This window comes from Nitrospira sp. M1, assembly GCF_965152605.1.
Map to the genome: position 1 here is coordinate 378,480 of NZ_OZ224217.1, position 17,825 is coordinate 396,304.

The window sequence follows — 17,825 nt, forward strand, 5'->3', positions numbered from 1 at the left end:
AATGCCCTGTGCGGGGGAAGATGATTGACCATGTCTGAGCGAGTCTTAGTGGTTGATGATGATCGAGGTGTCCGAGAGGCTCTGGCCGAATATCTTGCCACGCTTGAGTATTCAGTGGCGATGGCCGAAAATGGCGTGGAAGCACTCAAGCAATATCAGCAAGATGAAGTCGATATTATTTTAGCTGATTTGATTATGCCGGATATGGACGGCATGGAGTTATTAAAACGGATTCGCGAAGTCAATGACGACATTATTTTTCTGATGATTACCGGCCACCCATCCATTAGTACGGCAGTGGGTTCCATTAGTCTTGGCGCCGATGACTACATCACGAAGCCGTTTCATCTTGAGGAGGTGAAGACGCGAGTCGCCAAGGCTGTTGAAAAGCGGAAGTTGAAGGGTCGATTAAAGACCTCGCAGGGGCTGGTGTGGGGTCTCATGCTGTCCATTCCATTATGGCTTCTCCTTGGCATTATCCTAGTCATTCTTTTGAAAGGATAATGACCCCCTTCCCGTGTGTGTTAGCCTGTCGTGGCATTCATCCGCCAGATTTCCCATGAAATGGTTTCTTCGATGGTACCAATTCGTGATCGTTGGGATGGTGGCGCTGTGGTGTCCCATCGAGACGTCTGCCTTTTCCGGGGATATTAAGAACGATCCGAGTCAATTCCTCGAAAAGTACTTGTCGTTGGATAAGCGCGGAGCTCGCCTTGAGGTTGATTCCCAGGAAGTGTTGGCCCCTTTTGTTTCGTGGACCGAGGAGCCGGCATGGGGTCGAATTGTCGTTATTTCAGAATTTCACGTTATCGAAGATGTCGATCAATGGGAAATCCTGACCAGTACGGAGATGCTCATTCCCGTGACATTCGATGTTGTCGGGACCATGTATTGGGAAACGGCGACCTTTCTGTCTGAGCCGCAGAAGTATCTGGAGTACTATCATGTCAAGGCCATTCATGAGCGTTGGCGAATCGTTGGTCCACTGCTGCCGCCCCATGTGGGAAAGAACCGGTTAGTGAAATTCATTCGTTTAGCACAATTAGAGGAACGTGATGACATGCGAAAAAAGAAATTTCAACAACTTCGTGAGCAGCTAACGCAGGCACCATGATGATGGGGCAAGGGTTTGATCGCCAGCAGGTGGAGTTAGTTCTTTTTGATTTGGATGGGACGTTGATCGACTCGAAGGTGGATATCGCCAACTCTGTGAATTTCACGCTTGGAGATTTAGGGTTGCCGCAACGAACGCTTGAGGAAATATTCAGTTTTGTAGGTGATGGGGTCAAGCAGCTGTTGCGGCTTTCTGTCGGCGAGGGGAATGTGAGTCGATATGAAGAGGCTTTGCGTATCTTTCGTCTGCATTATCTCGCACATTGTATGGATAACACGGAATTCTATCCAAAAGTTAAGGATGTGCTTTCCAGTCTGAATGGGCGGCACTGTGCCGTTGTGACGAATAAAACGCTGGAATATACGTTGCAAATTATTCAAGGGCTCGGCGCGGCAGGTACCTTTGCCGCCATTGAAAGTCCGCGGGATAGTTCTGAGTTAAAGCCTGACCCTGGCATGCTTCTCAGAGTCCTTGAGGCGCTTGACGTGTCCGCTGAGAGAACGCTGATGATCGGCGATAGTACGAATGATGTCCGGGCCGCTCAAGCCATTAGCGTAAAAGTGTGTGCGGTGGGGTATGGCTATGGAAACCGGGACAAAGTGACGGCCTTACGTCCAGACTTTTACTGTGATACTCCTGAGGATTTGTTGACGATGATCGCCGGGCGGTAAAACGCCTTTTCCCCTCGATGTTGGCTTTGCCTTGCCAGCACAGTTTTCCCCTTCGTGCGGATGGACCCAATCACTAGGTTATAGCCGATTTAATGAACTTTCGTGCCCTTGAAGCGTGTACGACCGCGTTGACAGTCCTCACTTGGACGCCTGTAGTAGAGACGGGAGCTTCAGCAAGATCGCGACAACAATTGCCCTTAGGTACAGCCGGTTCGTTCAACGACCGTGTCCATGCATACTGATGTATGTGTGGATTCCCTATAGCAGCGAAGGATTCGGCTCTTGGTTGCGATGGGAGAGGGGTTTCCCTGTTGTAACATGGGGCGCTTTTCTTTATGATGGCCAGAAATTTATCGGGTGTATAACCGCTATCAGTGAAAATCAAAGGAAGCTCTATGACAAATCCGCTTGTAACATGTCTTGATATGGAAGGTGTGGTGGCTCCAGAAATTTGGCTTGCCGTGGCTGATCATTTTGATGCGCAAGATCTGAGGATGACGACCCGGGATATTCCTGATTATGATGAACTCATGCAGAAGCGATTACATGTTTTGCGAAAGCATGGGATTACCTTGGAGAATATTAAGAGCATTGTTGAGGGGCTCATGCCGTTAGAGGGCGCCGTACCGTTTCTGGCTTGGCTCCGGGAGCGTTGTCAGGTCATTATCCTTTCTGACACCTACTATGAATTCGTGTCGCCCTTAATGAAGCAGTTGAACTACCCGACAATTTTCTGCCATTCGTTGGAAGTTGATGAGCAGGGGTTTATCAGTCAGTATCATCTTCGTATGCCTGATCAAAAACGGCATGCCGTTCAGGCATTAAAAAATATTGGATTTCGGGTTATCGCAGCCGGCGACTCGTATAACGATATATCGATGTTAAAAGAAGCGGATGCGGGAATCTTTTTCTGTCCTCCTGAGACGATCAAAGATGAGTTTCCACAATTTCCCGTCACGCGGACATACGAGGAGTTTCAATCCCATCTCGCGCGTGCCGGTGGCTTTGCAATGTGAATATTCTTGTGCACTGAATGTGTTAATGTCGGTGTGCAGTGCTTAGCTTGCACACGTTCCGAAGGAGAGTAAAGGAAGCTCTCTGAAGGCTAGCAAGCGAGTCTGAAGCCGTATTCTTTCCTCTCTCTGTACTGAATCTGGCTTGCAGGCTCATCTGCTCAATGCGTAGTTTTGGCCTTTGGGAAGGCTCCTTGGCACCTGTCAATTCATGATGATGCCCACGTGAGCATCAATTCCTTGAGGCTGATAAGTCGTGTATTTCCTCTCCCTCACTCAGTCACGCGTATTCATATCATTAACAAATTTCAGGTCAAAAAGTAGCTGAAGGGGCTGTCGTATCATGAGATCCTACTGTTCCTTGGTCAGTTTTTAGAAAGGAGAATGTGAATGAGCTCTTCTCTCGCAAGAATGGGTCGTGGTTTGATTATTGTGCTGAGTCTAGGTTTGCTTGCAGGGTGTTTAGGCAATCGCAATTGGGAGTATCCTCCATCTTCAACTGGAGCATTCCTGGATACAAAAGCCAAAATGCCGCTTTCGGCGAAGGCTGTGGTGTTGCCCTTTGAAGATCTTCGAGGGAAAGATATGAAGGAAGAATATTGGAAGGCGTCGATCCCGTTAGTTCGTTATGGCGAAACAACATATGATCGACCTGAAGAAGCGGCCAACCCTGAAGAGGTGGATGTTGTAAACTTTGATCCGCCCAATGACTTTGCAAAGGCTACGGTCGCAGAACTCCAAGAAGCTGGAATTTTTTCGTCGGTTGCGTTTGCTGAAAATGACACGGCGGTTCCAGCAGATTTAGTGTTTCGGGGGCGTTTACAATCTACGGAGTGGAAGCGTCGTCTCGATACCTATTTTTTAGGGCCGATTGGTGTTGTGTTTTGGTTTTTGGGGGCGCCAATGGGAGAAACGGAAACGGCTGTTGAGTTGGATTTACGGTTAACGCCAGCGTCTGATCCTTCTAAGGTGTTATGGAGTATGGCAATGGAGTATGAAGGCGAAAAGTACGACAGCCCGTATTATAACCTTCAAGATGCTGTCCAGAGTTATCCTGGCGCTTTGCAAGAGGCGTTGCGTCCAGCAATTATTGATTTGGTCCAACTTGTGGATGAAGACCCCAGTCGTCTGTACGCTGGAAATTAAGTACAAATTGGTATGCTTGTATGTACGAAATGTTTGTTTAAAGGAAAGTCAGTGTATTTTTGACTATTTGCGTGAATAGATTTTGATTGATTGCCATGCTGTTCAGCGCGGTTGTTAGGCATTCTTGAGTGTATATGGCTTTAGGAATCGCAAGAATCAACCGATACATTCTATGTGGGAAAGCTGCGATTTGAAGTTCTTTCGTAGTAGTGCTTAGGTAAATAAAAGAATGGAGTTATGTCTGGAGAAATAGTTGTCTTCGTCACTGCTGGGTCCGAGTCTGAGGCAAAGGCCATTGCCAGACGAATTGTGCAGGACAGGCTTGCTGCATGCGTGAATATTGTTCCAACGATACAGTCTGTGTTTGAGTGGGAAGGAAAGGTATTGGAAGAGCAGGAATCTCTCCTCATCATTAAGACAAAGGCCGAGATATTTGATATGTTGGAATCAGTCATCAAGGCACAACATAGTTATAGTGTTCCAGAAATTATCGCACTTCCCATTCAGGTGGGGGCTGCGGACTACTTGGAATGGCTCGGGCAAGCAGTGAAACCTGCGATCACGCAAGAGTAATGAAGGCCGTCAATTTTTTTTCAAAAGGGTAGAATTTTTTGTCACCATATTGTTAGGCTAGAATGTGGTCAAACACAACACTTCTCGTGGCTCATTTACATGAAAAGCATAAAAAGGTAAACAATGAAAGGTTCTGAAGAAAGCTACTCAATCATTGTTTTTCGCGGGGCGCGTTCGAATCCATTGCGGATCAAATTGCGGAAGTCCACCGTACGGTATTCGCTTATCGCCGGACTCTGTCTCCTTGTCCTTCAAAGTGGAATTTTGACGCATTACATATTTCAACGAAGTCAATTGGCTGAGTTGGATGGGCTTCGGCAGGAGCTGGCAACCTCACGTGAGCGGACGGGAGTATTTGGTGTTGAGGTTGATAGCATGAAAAAACGAATGGTGTCTTTAGAACACCTCAATCGCAAGCTTCAGACAATGTTTGGCTTAGAGCCTGATGAAATTGAGGGAGTCCCTAGCTCTGTGCCAGGACAGGGTGGCGAAGAATTTCCATACGATAGTCAGGCCATGAGTTCGGAGAAAGATGATCAGGTTTCTGATGCGAATGTCTATTTGACTTCCACGGGAAAGGAACCAACGGAGCATGAAAGAATTCGAGACATTGAAGTCGGGCTTCGCTGGATTGATACACAGTCAAAGGTGGAGAAAAATATTCTTGATACCCTGCTGAACACCGCAAATCTTCGGGCTGAACGTTGGGCTTCCACTCCGTCCATTTGGCCGGTCAAGGGGCCAATTACCTCAAAGTTTGGGCCGCGTGTTTCTCCGTTTACAGGAAAAAAAGCCTTACATGCCGGCATTGATATTGGGTCGCCTCGAGGTACTGAGGTTCGAGCGCCTTCTGCAGGGAAGGTTGTTGTCGCTGCCTATGATGCCAGAATGGGGAAATTTATCCGCATTGATCACGGTTTTGGCATTGAAACCACCTATGGTCATCTCTCCAAAATGAATGTGAAGTATGGACAAAAAGTCAAGCGAGGGGTGTTAATTGGCCTTGTAGGCAGTACCGGTAAGTTTTCAACAGGTCCGCACTTACACTATCAAGTTGCTGTAAATGACCGCGTTGTTGATCCGGTCCAATACATCCTCGACTAGACCGATGTTTTTAGTTTTGCTACTGCATACTTAATTCTTTCTAGAGTCCCACCTAAAGGTCCTACCGCTTCCCTTTTCGTTGTATGGTTTTTCCGGTGGATTGCCCCCTGGATTTACCCAACATTCTCCGGTCAGGTCATGTGTGCATGATCGTGACGTTTTGCTAGTTGTTCATCGAATAATTCGTTCTGCCCCCAAAGGCCTAAAGGTTTTATGGCTTAGGTAGGCCTTCTTTTTGGCCTGGTGGGTCTTCTTTGGAGTTGAATCGGATGCGTGACAGGTTTATCATGAGTTTAATGTTACAGAAAGGAATGTCTGTAAATGACTAATTATTTGACATCATTTGAATCTCTTTGCTAGGTTTCTTCACTGATATGGGTGAATCTACCTAATTTTGTCTGTCGTAAAAATTAGAGTTTCTAGAAAAGTCTTTAAATTTTCCCAATGGTTATCATTTAAAACACGAAGAAGGAGGAGTTAAATATGAGCCTCGATTATGTGAAATTTACTCCAGGTTTTGATCGATGGATGCCAAAAGAATATCGGGATATGGTTGACCATGGTCCTTTTGGAAAAAAGACCTCTGTTTCACAAGTTGGGACTTTCAAGGAAATTCTTGAAGAACACCCAATGTGCGCAGGATGTGCGATGACATTATTCATTCGCTTAGCCATGATTGCATTCCCGAACCCTGAAGACACCATAACTGTAGGGACGGCCGGATGTGGTCGCCTTGCGATCTCACAAGCTGCTATTCCATTTGTCTATGGTAATTACGGAGATCAAAACGGTGTGGCAAGTGGGTTGACGCGAGGTCTTAAACTCAGATTTGGCGATAAGCCAAAAGACGTTGTTGTGATGGCGGGTGATGGTGGTATGGCAGACATTGGTTTTGCTCAAACTCTTCACTCATGGTTTAGAAAAGAGAAGTTCACCACTATCATGTTGGACAATGAAGTCTATGGAAACACCGGTGGACAGGAAAGTGGTATGACGAATAAGGGCCAAGTGTTGAAGATGGCTCCTGTAGGCAAGAAGTTTGAAAAAATGGATATGTTAGGGATGGCGAAGGTGGCGGGTTGTGCATATGTCGCGACTGTCGTTCCGAATAATCCTCGCCGAGTTGAGAGCGTAATCAAGAAAGCCGTGTTAATTGCCAGAGAAGTTGGGCCAACATATATTCAGGCCTATACCTCTTGTAATATTGAATACGCAATTCCCACTGACAAAGTGATGGAAGATGCCAAGGACGTTGAAAACGATCGTTATAAATTCTCCGAGTATCTGACTGACGATGCCAAGCAAGCTCTTGGTGAATTATATGGGTACAAAGAATATCTTCCAAAGGCTGCCAAAGCTGTAACTGCAGGTTAAGGTTGGGAAGATCGTTATTCATGTACTTCTAGAATTTGTACGTTTCTTGATTGGACCTACGGAAGGATTAAGGAGGCAATAAGATGGCTATTCGGTACAACATTCGTATGGCTGGTGTTGGGGGGCAAGGCGTAGTAACGGCCTCTCATATTTTTAGTACAGCCGTGATTAATGCTGGAGGGGAAAGTACTATTGTCCCCTTTTATGGTTCAGAGAAACGTATGGCGCCAGTAGAAAGCTATGTCAGGATTTCAGATGAGCCGATCTATGAAATCGGGGAAATCACGTTTCCGCATATTATTATGATTTTTCACCCTCAAGTGATTACCCATGGAAAGAGCTATACAAATCCGTTCTATTTTGGATTGAAGAAGAACGGAGTTGCATTAATCAATCATGACACTCCAATGAAGTTGGAACCAGACCAAAAACGAGAATTAGAAGAACTTAACGCGAAGATTTACTATATCCCTGCAACAACGTTATCGCTTGACGTGGCGGGAATTGACCTTGCCACTAATATGGCTATGTGTGGAGCAATTGGTGCCATTACAGGTTTGACCAATATGGAAGCACTAGAACAAGCCGTAAAAGACCGATTCCTTGGGAAAGGATTCGTGGTGTCCGGGGGAACGGCAGCATTAGATAGTGTGGTGGAGAGAAAATTTAAGAAAAAATCAGAACTGATTGGCAAAAACCTGGCAGTCGTGAAGGCGGCATGGGATTATGCTGTCGAGCATGGCTGGGACATAAAAGCCGCCGAGGCTAGGGCAGCGGCTACGGCATAAATATTTATATAAGAATATGAGGATTCAATGTATTTAATTGCTTATATCGATACTGAAATTTGTGCGGCCACCAGTTGTAAGTTGTGTACGCAGTATTGCCCAGAGGCGAACACTATCCTCTATAATAATGAGGCTGGTAAAGACAAAGGGCTGAAGTATGGTTCGGCCTATGTTGCAGTCGACCGGTGCAAGGGGTGTGCGCAGTGTGTCTGGGTGTGTGACAATATGGCAAAGCATAACGCCATTAAAATGGAAATGATCGATCAAGTTGGTGATTCAGCGTTGACTGAGAATATTACGTATGGGGATAAGAATACGACCGTAAAGTTGGCTAATCCTGTACGAGGGTAGCAACGCGGAAGTTCGATAGTTTTCTTGATCAAGAAAAAATGAAAAATTATGGGGTGATCAATTGGAAGCAACTCAAGATGCAGAAGAAAGAATTGTAGAACCAGGCCCAGCAGGATTCCATCCTCCGTCAGCAGCCGAATTGGGAGTTCTTCCTCCTAAGACAGGGTACGGCCTAAAGTTTGGGAATGTCGTTCAGGAAGAAAAAGCGATGGAAGAGATGGCGAGGTCCATGCTGACCAGGAAGAACGCGACTATTTTTCCTGGCCCTCTCGTTCTGTGGAACTGGAATGATCATGCTGCAGATAAGGCCAAAGCTGTATTAGAGCTGGCTGCTCAATTGCCGGAAGTCATGATCATCCCGATGCCTGATTATCGACCGAAATACCCAAAAATCGAACCAGAAGAAATGATTAACCCCAATCATCCAAATCTTACAATTTGGGGTAATAAGATTGAAGCCTGTATTTTTATTGGTGTGCATTGTCATTATGCCAATCTTACGTTGAAAATGATTCGAGCTGGAACGAACTGTTGGACCTCTGCAATTTGCGCTGAGCAAGGTCATGAAGATGCGATGTTTACTGTGAGAGATTCAGATGCTGAAAAAATTCGACGTATTGCTCAAGTCTTTAAGCGAGTTCGTGAGGAAATGGGTATTTCCGTTCCGGACAATGGAGAAAACGTCCGATATACCGGGCTTCAATCTCAAGTTCATGCTGGAAAGACGCACACCAATCCATTAAACATTTCACTTGGTGAATCTGGTGGGGCTAGTGCTGCAGCTTTCGGTCATCGACCTGAGAATATGCAAAGTGAAGGATAAGAAAAGCTATTAGCAAGGTAAAATTGTAATTTTTTCACGAATCAACCATAGCATTTATGATAATTAGAGTCATCAACTGTCATAGAGGGGTGAACCCATGAGTGAAGCACTGGAACCTGAAGTCAAAACAAATCCGCAAGGCGACCCTATCACAGCAGCTCCTGCGCCTCCTCCATCCCAGGCTGGGAAAAAAGACCCGCATGCTGAAGCCAAAAGGCAAAAAGTTGTTACTCCAGAATATATGTTTAATGAGGCTCCACGGGAAAGAGAATTTATTACTGGGAGTGAAGCTGCCAAAGAAGCCGTGCGTCGTTCCAATGTAGACCTTTCCATTGCGTATCCCATTACCCCTCAAAGTGAAACAATGCAGCTCATCGGCGTACTCTACGGGGAAGGGTATGTTAAAGAATATTATCGCGGTGAAGAAGAATACGGTGTCATGTCAGCCATCGCTGGTGGTTCTCGTGCAGGAGTCAGGTGTTTTACGGCAACTGCCGGTCCTGGAACTCTTCGCGGCCTTGAGCCCATCGCATCGTGGCCTGGTCATCGTCTGCCTGCCGTGTCCATGTTTACGTGTCGAGTTGTGAATGCTCCATTAGCCATTCAGCCAGACAATATTGAAATTGCTTATCTTTTGCATTGCGGGATGATTGTCTTTCATGCTGAGAACCAACAAGATCTCTTTGACTACATTATGAAGGCGTTTATTATTAGTGAAAAAAATGATGTGACGCTGCCTGTCGGAGTCTGTTGTGATGGATTCTTTGTGACGCATGCCCGTGGGTACTGTTCGATGCAAGATAAGAGTTTGAAACTTCCAGAACGTGAAGCATGGCGAGGCGCCGTTCCCGTATTAGACGCAGAAAATCCTCCAGCTCGATTGTCACGAGATGCTCCAGTGCAAAAGTCAAATTTTATGGCCTATAACATTCATGCTGTTTGGCAGCAAGAGGTGTGGGCGGCAGTTGAACGATCTCGGAAATATATTGACCAATACATGGATGGGTTGCTGGAAACTCAAAATGTAGAAGAGGCAGACGTGTTGCTCGTTGCCTCTGGAAGTGCCGCTGCTCAATGCCGGGAAGCCGTTCGTGAGTGTACAGAAAAAGGCATAAAAGCTGGATTGATTAAAATTAAATCTTTACGACCATTCCCGACTGCAGAACTTCGCAAGCTTTGTTCAAAAGCCAAATTAATTGTGATTCCAGAGTTTAACTTTGTTGGATGGCTTTCTAAGGATGTGGCCGCAGCAATTTATGGATATTCCAATGCTAAAATCGTTGCTGGTCCGCATGTCTATGGTGGAATGTCAATGCCTGTTGAAATGATAGTTGATGAAGTGGTCTGTGGGCTTTCAGGAAAGAAATCCAGTACCGTTCCGTCCTCTGCAATTATGGGTTCGGTTGATCCTGATGCCGTTGCGCATTTCATGCAAAATATTTAGACATTTTCGACGTTCTCGCATTTAGGAAATTTTAAAAACCCGTCTCAATCTGAGGCGGGTTTTTTTATGTGTGTTCATTAGATGCCCCTGTGCCTGTGTAAGATTTCAATCTTGAGTATCGTGAACGCCTTATCAGTCTCTATGAGTTACTTTTTATATTATAGCGAAACCAAATAACTTCCAACCGAATGTACATCATGTACACAGCGCAAAACACACGTCGTACAGACGGAAGTCAATTGGAACGGCTATAAGAAGAGACTCAACGCTCAATGCCGATGAATCCCTTTACGTCACCTTCTTCACGATCCCAATATCATCCGGCAACGATTATCCGAGCTCTCTATGATTGGGTCATTCAATGGGCAGACACACCCTATGCAAAAGTTGCGTTGTTCTTGATTGCATTTGCGGAATCATCTTTTTTCCCTATTCCACCTGATGTTCTCCTGATAGCGATGGGAGTGAGTGCGCCTTCTCGCGCCTTGAGTTTTGCTGGGATTTGTTTGCTCGGCTCTGTTGTTGGAGGTATGGTCGGGTATGCGATTGGAATGGGGATGTGGGCCGTTATTTCGGGGTGGTTTTATGCGTATGTGCCGGGATTTACGCCTGAAGTATTTGACAAAGTCTCAACGTTGTATAGCGATAATGCATTTTGGGCGGTCTTCGCAGCGGGGTTTTCGCCTATACCGTATAAAGTGTTTACCCTTGCAGCTGGAGCATCGCACATTGACTTCATGACATTTGTCGTCGCTTCAATTTTTGGTCGCGGCCTGAGGTTTTTCATCGTTGCGGGGGCCTTGCGAATATTTGGTCCGTCAGTGAGGCAAATCCTAGAAAAGTACTTTGACCTACTTTCCATTGTATTCCTCGTCTTATTAATTGGAGGGTTTGCTCTTGTTAAATTCCTGTTATAGCAATACCTGCTCATGCATGACCGCGTGCAATGGGCGGTGACGTCTCTGCGAGGCACGTGAGGAGTCTTTTGTGCCTTTGAGTTGTTGAGTGTATGTCTATTTACGTAGAATCTCCATGATCTTGTTAGTGACACCATGAATATTTTTAATACGTTGACTCGAAAAAAAGAACGATTCGTCGCGCTTGAGGATAGTCATGTTCGTATGTATGTGTGCGGCGTGACGGTTTATGACGACTGTCACTTGGGACATGCTCGAAGTGCGGTGGCGTTTGATCTGCTGTATCGATATCTCCAGCACAAAGGATATTCCGTGACATATGTACGGAATTTCACGGATGTGGATGACAAGATTTTGAAGAGAGCACAGGAAGACAATGTGCCTTGGACGGATATCGTCAAAAAGTATATTGCAGCGTATTATCGTGATATGAATCGTCTACGAGTCAGGATTCCTGATGTCGAACCTCGTGCAACCGAACATATGCCTGAAATTATTGACATGATAGCGGTATTAATTCAGAAAGGTTTTGCCTATCAGGTCGAGGGCGATGTGTATTACGAGGTGGGTGCCTATGAAGCCTATGGGCGTCTCTCTGGTCGTAAGAAGGAAGAACTGTTGGCCGGGGCACGCGTTGACGTGGATGTACGCAAAAAGGATCCCATGGACTTTGCCTTATGGAAAGGCGCCAAGACAGGTGAGCCTGGCTGGGAGAGTCCATGGGGGCCTGGAAGACCAGGGTGGCATATCGAATGTTCAGCCATGTCAATCAAGCACCTTGGGAAGACCTTAGACATTCATGGGGGGGGGAAAGATTTGGTTTTCCCTCATCATGAAAACGAAATGGCGCAATCATGTGCGTATACGGGAGAAGAATTTGCGCGGTATTGGGTCCACAACGGATTTGTCACAATCGACCAAGAGAAAATGTCAAAATCTTTGGGGAATTTTTTCACGATTCGAGAAATATTTGAGAAGTCTCCTTGGAAGAAAGAAGAGCCTGGAAAAGAAGATGACGTGACGGCGGAGGTCTTGAGATATTTCCTGCTTTCGACCCACTATCGAAGCGATCTGAATTTTTCCGATAAAGCTCTATCTGAAGCCAAGTCGGCTTTGGATAATATCTATGGTCTATTTGAGCGACTGGAAGAGTCTAGACAAGAAGATCAAATTGAAAACAGCCAGCTTCTAGAAAAAATCCTTACCGAATTTTCACAACAATTTGAGCATGTCATGGATGATGACCTCAATACCCCCAAGACCTTGGCCGAGTTTCAGCGGCTTCGTGGAGATATAAATAAATGGTTGGCATCGGGAGGATTGACGAATCAAGCGAAAACTCAAGCTCTCGAGTGTTTTCAGAAATTTGGTGCTCCGCTTGGTCTTTTTCAGCTTCCGGTACAAGACTGGAAATTTAGCCAAGTTCAAATAAGTGGTACATCTAGATGGTCGTTTAGTGCATCTGCAGATCCTACTATCATTAATGCACCTGCCACTAATGAGTGGATTGAACAACAAATCGAAAACCGATTACAAGCCCGGAAAAGGAAAGACTTTGCCACGGCCGACAAAATTCGCCAAGACTTGGCGTCCCAAGACATCATCCTCGAAGACCGACCGGACGGCACAACCCGCTGGAAACGATAACGGGCAAGAGTTCGTCTACGGTCTTCATGCACTTCGAGAAGTTCTCCGGGCCGGTACTCGTTCCTTGCTACGTCTTCACGTGATTCGTGAAGATGCGCAGTATACTGAAATTGTACGGCTTGCTCGTTCGCAAGGTGTTCCAATTTCAGTCGAGCCTCGTGACCGAATCAATCGGCTTGTATCACAAGGTAACCATCAGGGAATTGTTGGTCTTGTTGCCGCTAAGTCGTATGTTGATGAAGATGAGTTGCTTGACCAGGTCACACAGCAGCACCTGCCAGCATTTGTCATTGTCTTAGATAACGTACAGGATCCTCAAAACCTTGGAGCCATTCTCCGGACGGCGGACGCTGCTGGAGTCCAAGGTATCTTTATTCCTAAGCATCGCTCGGTGGGGTTGACGAGTGGAGTCGCTCGAGCCTCTGCCGGCGCCATTGAATATATGCAGGTCGCTCGAGCTGGCAATACCAACCGGCTGTTAGAAAAGCTCCAATCTGCCGATGTGATGACCTATGGCCTCGATCCATTGGCTGATGTACCGTACACTGACGTAGATCTCACGGGACCAACGGCATTGGTGTTTGGCGCGGAGGGACAGGGGATTCGCCCTGGTGTCTTAAAAAAGTGCGATCAACGTGTATCTATCCCGATGCTGGGACGAATTGATTCACTGAATCTATCAGTGAGCGTTGCGATTGTATTGTTTGAAGCAATGCGGCAGAGACGTCTGGCTGAAGGATTGAAGGGGAGTCCTACTTCACCTGGATAAGACCTTCCTGAATGGCGGCATTTAGGAGTTGGGCGGCATTCGACACACGAACTTTCTTCATCATATTCGCCCGATGGGCTTCGACGGTCTTCACGCTAATCTTGAGCCGTTGGGCGATTTCTTTGTTCTTGAGTCCAGACCAAATGAGCTGCAAAATTTCTTGCTCTCGATCCGTTAAGGCTTCTGGTCGCTTACGCTTGACTGGAGGAAGGTCACGTTTTTTCACTGGTGGAATTCCTAGCATGCATGCATCAAAGTATGACAACCGTTAAACTAAGTAGGGGATCGTAGCAGGCCACTTTCTGAAAGTAAACTCATGATTTTACGTAGATTCGACTAATATCAACGTGAGTGGGAGATGTCCATGATACCGTTGCTGCTAGAGTATGGATCGGTATGTTTCTTTGGGTTAATTATCGGAAGTTTTTTGACCGTCTGTATACACCGCATTCCTCAAGATCTCTCCATTGTGTTTCCTCGTTCTGCCTGCGTACATTGTCAGCAGACGATATCCTGGTATGACAACATACCTGTCGTGAGTTTTCTTATTCTGCGTGGGCAATGCCGACATTGCCACGCATCGATTCTTCCACGTTACCCACTAATCGAATTATCGAATGGGCTAGGGTACGTGGCCATTCTTTGGCGCTTCGGGTGGGAGTGGGAGTCGGTGATTTATGCCATATTGTTTTCTGCGCTCTTAGTGATTACGTGGATTGATTGGGATCATCAAATTATTCCAGATGTCATTTCGTTGCCGGGGATTGTGCTCGGAGTGCTTGCGGCGTCAACGGTGCTGCCAACTGGGTTTGTGAATTCCATGATCGGGGTGCTGGTGGGTGGAGGGGTCTTGTTAGGCATGGCCTGGATCAGCCCCTACGTATTCGGCAAGGAAGGCATTGGTGGAGGTGATATCAAACTGCTAGCAATGGTTGGGGCGTTTCTTGGCTGGAAGGCGGCCTTGCTGACACTCATGTTAGCCTCGATTGTTGGTGCAGTGATCGGTGTGATTCTCCTGGTTGTTAAGATTATACAAAGAGGACAGTATATTCCATTTGGTCCGTATTTGGCCCTTGGAGCGACTTTGACCATGTTCTTCGGAACAGACCTGATGAATTGGTACTTTGGACGATTTTGATGAAACTGAATGTGACGTCATTGCAAGCTCGAGGTGGGTATAGCCTCATTGAGCTGGTGACGGTATTAGGATTGCTGGCCATCGTCTTTCTGTTCAGTCAATCCTGGCTTGCATCTCAGTTGCCAAAATGGCGATTGAATGGCGCCGTGCGGCAGGTGGTGTCAGACTTCATGGCAGCAAAGACGAAGGCTGTGACGCAAGGCAACAAACAACGTATTACATTTCTTGATGCGCATCGTTATTCAATGCTGGATGACGACAACAATAATGGGAAGCCAGACCCAATGGAGCTTCTGAGCATTCGTGATATTCATTTGGACTATGAAGATGTCATGCTTGTCAGTACGAATCATCCAATTTTTCATCCGCGTGGTACCGCTTCGAATCTTGCAACCGTGACCCTTTCCAATGCAGCGGGAATGAAGCGTGTCACAGTTGGCATTACAGGCCGAGTGAAGATTCAATCATGAATACGAACATGTTCATTCTGGACGCACTTAATGTGTTCTCGCGAGTGACCACGAATCGCGGAAGTAGCTTGTTGGAAGTCTTGATGGCTATGGTGCTGGTCTCTATTGTGATCGTAGGGATTTCTGGCTTCTCCACCGTGTCAATCACTGGGATGTCATTGAGTCAGAAAATGACGATTGCTGCCACCTTGGCGCAGGATCAAATGGAAGAGGTCCATCGTGTTGGGTATCAACGGTCAATAACCGGAGTGGTCACCAGTACGGAACCGTACGGTGCAATGAGTGACGCCCCGTTATTCAAACGAACTGTTGTTGTTGAAGCCGAGATTCCGGCGTCGGGCATGCAGACAGTCACTGTGACTGTGGCCTGGGATGCTGATGCACATGCGACGTCGCTCTCCACTCTATTAACGGAGTAGAGAATGGTGGAAAAGGTGAAAAAAGATCAAGGATTTACGCTGATAGAGGTCGTCATCACTCTTGCCTTAAGCGTCGTGACTGTAGGCACGATTTATACGGTGTATTCCAGTCAAGTCAGAGCTCAAGTTGCAAGAGACGATACGCTCGACATGCAACAACATGCTCGAGCAGCCATGGATGTCGTTGTCCGTGAGCTAAAAATGGCTGGATATGATCCACGTCATGTCAATCAAGACACCAATCCCGTCAATGACTTTGACGGGATTGTCTATCATCCCACACAACTTCACATCAAAGCCGACCTCAATGGCAATGGAAGCCCGACGGATTCGCATGAATTCATTCGCTATTCACATGATCAGGAGACGTTGACCTTACGTCGTGATACAGGTGGTGGGCGGCAGCCGTTGGCTGAACATATTGAAAGTTTTTCCATTCAATATTTTAATCGAAACGGCGTTCCAACAATCGACGCACGACAGATTCGGCAGGTGGCCGTTACCGTCAAAGCCAGAACCGCAAGACCTGATCAGCGTTATTCCCTCAATCAAGGGTATAGGACATTCACGTTGCACTCACGAATTACGCTCAGGAATATTGGATTGTCATAGAGCGAATACGCGTATGATGGACGTACTCAACATCGGCAATTGCTCACGAAAGCATACGCAAGGTGTTGCGTTAATTGCCGCGCTCATTCTCATGGCCGTCTTAAGTGTCATGGGAGCAACCGTGCTGACCGCGACGTCAACAGAAATTACGATCAGTGGAAACTATCGGCGGGGAGTCGAACGTTTCTATCATGCCGAAGCGGGGATTGCTGAGGGGAGAGCACGGTTGCGTGGAGATGTGCGTAGCAATCCACAACTGATTGAGGATTCTACGAAAGCCTACGACCCTCGGTGGACTGCGTATATCCTCACCTCCGCCAACTGGAGCTCATCACACGATTCGACGTTTTACAAAGGTCATACAAACTATTTTCCCGTCGTTGGTAATCAACATAATTCCATTGTGTTACAGAATAGCCTTCAACGATCTTTATCCTACTGGGTAAAGGTGAAGCACAAAACTGAATATGATGCTGAGCGAGATGGACATCGATCTGACGCTCCTCATTATGTCGATAGTGATGGAAGTCTCAAAACGCATACGCGAGCGAATGCTGGCCATGTCATACTGTATGGCTATCCAACGGCAAACACCGTAAGGCCACTGGAATTCACAAGCCATGCCCCGATAGAGGGATCGTATCCTGTTGAACGAATTGTATCATCAGCCGGTGGAATAGGTGGGGCGGCGACGATTGAGGTCGATGTCGTTCATCCTCCAATCCCCCATGTCCTTGCAGCAATTTACGCAAAGGAGGGCGCATCCTTCGTGGGTCCGTTGAATGTCTTGAGCGGAAATGATCAATGTCGCATAGCGTCTTCCAAGCCACCGATATATACCAGCAGTGCAAAGCCAGCAACAGGTCCAGCTTCGTTTTCTGGGGTTCCACCGTCTCCGCAGCAAGGCGTGCTAGAGATATCTTTGTTGCACGTGATTGATTCGTTAAAGTCTGGGGCTAACCTCGTGACGACCCATCAGTCTGGAGTCAACTGGGGGAATATGTCATCCTCGCAAACGGTGTTAGTGGATGCATCGTCAATGCCTGGTGGTATCTCAATAAGACATATGCAAGGAGTTGGAATTCTTCTCATCGTTGGTGATGTTATTCTTGAAGGGCCAGTGCACTGGCAGGGACTACTACTCGGTACAGGAACCATCCGTGTGAATGGAGCGACCGGGTCAATACGAATTGAGGGAGCAGTCTGGACGAATAAGCTTGTTGATCTGGGCGGCTCATTCAGTGTGGCGTACGATAGTTGTGCCATCAAGACTGCCGTTCTCAGTCAACCACTGATTGTTAAGAAGTGGAAACAACTTCTGTAAGACATAGTAAAAAGCGGGGCAGGGATTTCTAGACAACGATACATATCGTTATTCACTTCAACCTCTCCTCACTCTGATCGAACATGTATATTTTTTTATCCAGCGCGCTGGCCGTAATTTTCTGGTTA

At 46.7% G+C, this 17,825-nt stretch carries 21 protein-coding genes; 20 read left to right on the plus strand and 1 reads right to left on the minus strand.

Annotated features, from left to right (window positions below):
• The first annotated feature begins 30 nt into the window (after positions 1-30).
• The 15 genes from ACWHX8_RS01775 to rlmB all read left to right on the plus strand — a co-directional run bounded on the left by ACWHX8_RS01775 (position 31) and on the right by rlmB (position 13,734).
• Positions 31-504, plus strand: coding sequence for a sigma-54-dependent transcriptional regulator (locus ACWHX8_RS01775; RefSeq protein WP_447970259.1), 474 nt, complete (start codon positions 31-33; stop codon positions 502-504).
• Between the two features lie 55 nt (positions 505-559).
• The gene (locus tag ACWHX8_RS01780) at positions 560-1,114 is read left to right on the plus strand and encodes a hypothetical protein (RefSeq protein WP_447970260.1); all 555 of its coding nucleotides are present in this window, start codon (positions 560-562) and stop codon (positions 1,112-1,114) included.
• Positions 1,111-1,785: an HAD family hydrolase gene (locus ACWHX8_RS01785; RefSeq protein ID WP_447970261.1), complete on the plus strand. Its 675-nt coding sequence runs from the start codon at positions 1,111-1,113 to the stop codon at positions 1,783-1,785. The genes ACWHX8_RS01780 and ACWHX8_RS01785 overlap by 4 nt, the downstream gene beginning before the upstream one ends.
• Before the next feature lie 395 nt (positions 1,786-2,180).
• Complete coding sequence (gene thrH / locus ACWHX8_RS01790) at positions 2,181-2,801, plus strand: bifunctional phosphoserine phosphatase/homoserine phosphotransferase ThrH (RefSeq protein ID WP_447970262.1); 621 nt, start codon at positions 2,181-2,183, stop codon at positions 2,799-2,801.
• A 387-nt stretch (positions 2,802-3,188) separates the two neighbouring features.
• Entirely contained in the window at positions 3,189-3,944 is a 756-nt protein-coding gene (locus ACWHX8_RS01795) for a hypothetical protein (RefSeq protein WP_447970263.1), read from the plus strand.
• 237 nt (positions 3,945-4,181) lie between these two features.
• The gene (gene cutA / locus ACWHX8_RS01800; RefSeq protein ID WP_447970264.1) at positions 4,182-4,517 is read left to right on the plus strand and encodes a divalent-cation tolerance protein CutA; all 336 of its coding nucleotides are present in this window, start codon (positions 4,182-4,184) and stop codon (positions 4,515-4,517) included.
• 123 nt (positions 4,518-4,640) lie between these two features.
• Positions 4,641-5,621: a M23 family metallopeptidase gene (locus ACWHX8_RS01805; RefSeq protein WP_447970265.1), complete on the plus strand. Its 981-nt coding sequence runs from the start codon at positions 4,641-4,643 to the stop codon at positions 5,619-5,621.
• Positions 5,622-6,104: 483 nt separating this feature from the next.
• Positions 6,105-6,995 carry a thiamine pyrophosphate-dependent enzyme gene (locus tag ACWHX8_RS01810; RefSeq protein WP_447970266.1) on the plus strand — a complete coding sequence of 297 codons (891 nt, stop codon included), beginning with the start codon at positions 6,105-6,107 and terminating at the stop codon, positions 6,993-6,995.
• 83 nt (positions 6,996-7,078) lie between these two features.
• Complete coding sequence (locus ACWHX8_RS01815) at positions 7,079-7,783, plus strand: 2-oxoacid:acceptor oxidoreductase family protein (RefSeq protein WP_447970267.1); 705 nt, start codon at positions 7,079-7,081, stop codon at positions 7,781-7,783.
• 27 nt (positions 7,784-7,810) lie between these two features.
• A complete protein-coding gene (locus ACWHX8_RS01820; RefSeq protein WP_447970268.1) occupies positions 7,811-8,134 on the plus strand; it encodes a pyruvate ferredoxin oxidoreductase in 324 nt (107 codons plus the stop codon).
• Between the two features lie 61 nt (positions 8,135-8,195).
• Complete coding sequence (locus tag ACWHX8_RS01825) at positions 8,196-8,957, plus strand: carbon monoxide dehydrogenase beta subunit family protein (RefSeq protein WP_447970269.1); 762 nt, start codon at positions 8,196-8,198, stop codon at positions 8,955-8,957.
• Positions 8,958-9,054: 97 nt separating this feature from the next.
• On the plus strand, positions 9,055-10,401 hold the full coding sequence (locus tag ACWHX8_RS01830; RefSeq protein WP_447970270.1) for a transketolase C-terminal domain-containing protein: 1,347 nt from the start codon (positions 9,055-9,057) through the stop codon (positions 10,399-10,401).
• Positions 10,402-10,673: 272 nt separating this feature from the next.
• Complete coding sequence (locus ACWHX8_RS01835; RefSeq protein ID WP_447970271.1) at positions 10,674-11,318, plus strand: YqaA family protein; 645 nt, start codon at positions 10,674-10,676, stop codon at positions 11,316-11,318.
• 135 nt (positions 11,319-11,453) lie between these two features.
• Entirely contained in the window at positions 11,454-12,965 is a 1,512-nt protein-coding gene (gene cysS / locus ACWHX8_RS01840; RefSeq protein WP_447970272.1) for a cysteine--tRNA ligase, read from the plus strand.
• Complete coding sequence (rlmB, locus tag ACWHX8_RS01845; RefSeq protein ID WP_447970273.1) at positions 12,874-13,734, plus strand: 23S rRNA (guanosine(2251)-2'-O)-methyltransferase RlmB; 861 nt, start codon at positions 12,874-12,876, stop codon at positions 13,732-13,734. Before cysS ends, rlmB begins: the two co-directional genes overlap by 92 nt.
• Here the strand turns inward: rlmB and ACWHX8_RS01850 are convergent.
• Positions 13,718-13,960, minus strand: coding sequence for a response regulator transcription factor (locus ACWHX8_RS01850; protein ID WP_447970274.1), 243 nt, complete (start codon positions 13,958-13,960; stop codon positions 13,718-13,720). The genes rlmB and ACWHX8_RS01850 overlap by 17 nt on opposite strands.
• Before the next feature lie 138 nt (positions 13,961-14,098).
• On the opposite strand from ACWHX8_RS01850, the gene ACWHX8_RS01855 reads away from it, so the two are divergent.
• Genes ACWHX8_RS01855 through ACWHX8_RS01875 form a run of 5 tightly spaced genes read left to right on the plus strand, consistent with a single transcriptional unit; the run spans position 14,099 to position 17,697 of the window.
• The gene (locus ACWHX8_RS01855) at positions 14,099-14,872 is read left to right on the plus strand and encodes a prepilin peptidase (RefSeq protein WP_447970275.1); all 774 of its coding nucleotides are present in this window, start codon (positions 14,099-14,101) and stop codon (positions 14,870-14,872) included.
• The gene (locus tag ACWHX8_RS01860; protein WP_447970276.1) at positions 14,872-15,342 is read left to right on the plus strand and encodes a GspH/FimT family pseudopilin; all 471 of its coding nucleotides are present in this window, start codon (positions 14,872-14,874) and stop codon (positions 15,340-15,342) included. The genes ACWHX8_RS01855 and ACWHX8_RS01860 overlap by 1 nt, the downstream gene beginning before the upstream one ends.
• Positions 15,339-15,761, plus strand: a complete 423-nt coding sequence (locus ACWHX8_RS01865) for a type IV pilus modification PilV family protein (RefSeq protein WP_447970277.1) — start codon at positions 15,339-15,341, stop codon at positions 15,759-15,761. Before ACWHX8_RS01860 ends, ACWHX8_RS01865 begins: the two co-directional genes overlap by 4 nt.
• 3 nt (positions 15,762-15,764) lie before the next feature.
• Entirely contained in the window at positions 15,765-16,373 is a 609-nt protein-coding gene (locus ACWHX8_RS01870) for a PilW family protein (protein WP_447970278.1), read from the plus strand.
• Positions 16,374-16,386: 13 nt separating this feature from the next.
• Positions 16,387-17,697, plus strand: coding sequence for a PilX N-terminal domain-containing pilus assembly protein (locus ACWHX8_RS01875; RefSeq protein ID WP_447970279.1), 1,311 nt, complete (start codon positions 16,387-16,389; stop codon positions 17,695-17,697).
• Positions 17,698-17,825 lie beyond the last annotated feature (128 nt).

Coding starts and splice junctions, on each gene's coding strand:
- ACWHX8_RS01775 (WP_447970259.1), top strand. CDS start 31: ATGTCTGAGCGAGTCTTAGTGGTTGATGATGATCGAGGTGTCCGAGAG.
- ACWHX8_RS01780 (WP_447970260.1), top strand. CDS start 560: ATGAAATGGTTTCTTCGATGGTACCAATTCGTGATCGTTGGGATGGTG.
- ACWHX8_RS01785 (WP_447970261.1), top strand. CDS start 1,111: ATGATGATGGGGCAAGGGTTTGATCGCCAGCAGGTGGAGTTAGTTCTT.
- thrH (WP_447970262.1), top strand. CDS start 2,181: ATGACAAATCCGCTTGTAACATGTCTTGATATGGAAGGTGTGGTGGCT.
- ACWHX8_RS01795 (WP_447970263.1), top strand. CDS start 3,189: ATGAGCTCTTCTCTCGCAAGAATGGGTCGTGGTTTGATTATTGTGCTG.
- cutA (WP_447970264.1), top strand. CDS start 4,182: ATGTCTGGAGAAATAGTTGTCTTCGTCACTGCTGGGTCCGAGTCTGAG.
- ACWHX8_RS01805 (WP_447970265.1), top strand. CDS start 4,641: ATGAAAGGTTCTGAAGAAAGCTACTCAATCATTGTTTTTCGCGGGGCG.
- ACWHX8_RS01810 (WP_447970266.1), top strand. CDS start 6,105: ATGAGCCTCGATTATGTGAAATTTACTCCAGGTTTTGATCGATGGATG.
- ACWHX8_RS01815 (WP_447970267.1), top strand. CDS start 7,079: ATGGCTATTCGGTACAACATTCGTATGGCTGGTGTTGGGGGGCAAGGC.
- ACWHX8_RS01820 (WP_447970268.1), top strand. CDS start 7,811: ATGTATTTAATTGCTTATATCGATACTGAAATTTGTGCGGCCACCAGT.
- ACWHX8_RS01830 (WP_447970270.1), top strand. CDS start 9,055: ATGAGTGAAGCACTGGAACCTGAAGTCAAAACAAATCCGCAAGGCGAC.
- ACWHX8_RS01835 (WP_447970271.1), top strand. CDS start 10,674: ATGCCGATGAATCCCTTTACGTCACCTTCTTCACGATCCCAATATCAT.
- cysS (WP_447970272.1), top strand. CDS start 11,454: ATGAATATTTTTAATACGTTGACTCGAAAAAAAGAACGATTCGTCGCG.
- ACWHX8_RS01855 (WP_447970275.1), top strand. CDS start 14,099: ATGATACCGTTGCTGCTAGAGTATGGATCGGTATGTTTCTTTGGGTTA.
- ACWHX8_RS01860 (WP_447970276.1), top strand. CDS start 14,872: ATGAAACTGAATGTGACGTCATTGCAAGCTCGAGGTGGGTATAGCCTC.
- ACWHX8_RS01865 (WP_447970277.1), top strand. CDS start 15,339: ATGAATACGAACATGTTCATTCTGGACGCACTTAATGTGTTCTCGCGA.
- ACWHX8_RS01870 (WP_447970278.1), top strand. CDS start 15,765: ATGGTGGAAAAGGTGAAAAAAGATCAAGGATTTACGCTGATAGAGGTC.
- ACWHX8_RS01875 (WP_447970279.1), top strand. CDS start 16,387: ATGATGGACGTACTCAACATCGGCAATTGCTCACGAAAGCATACGCAA.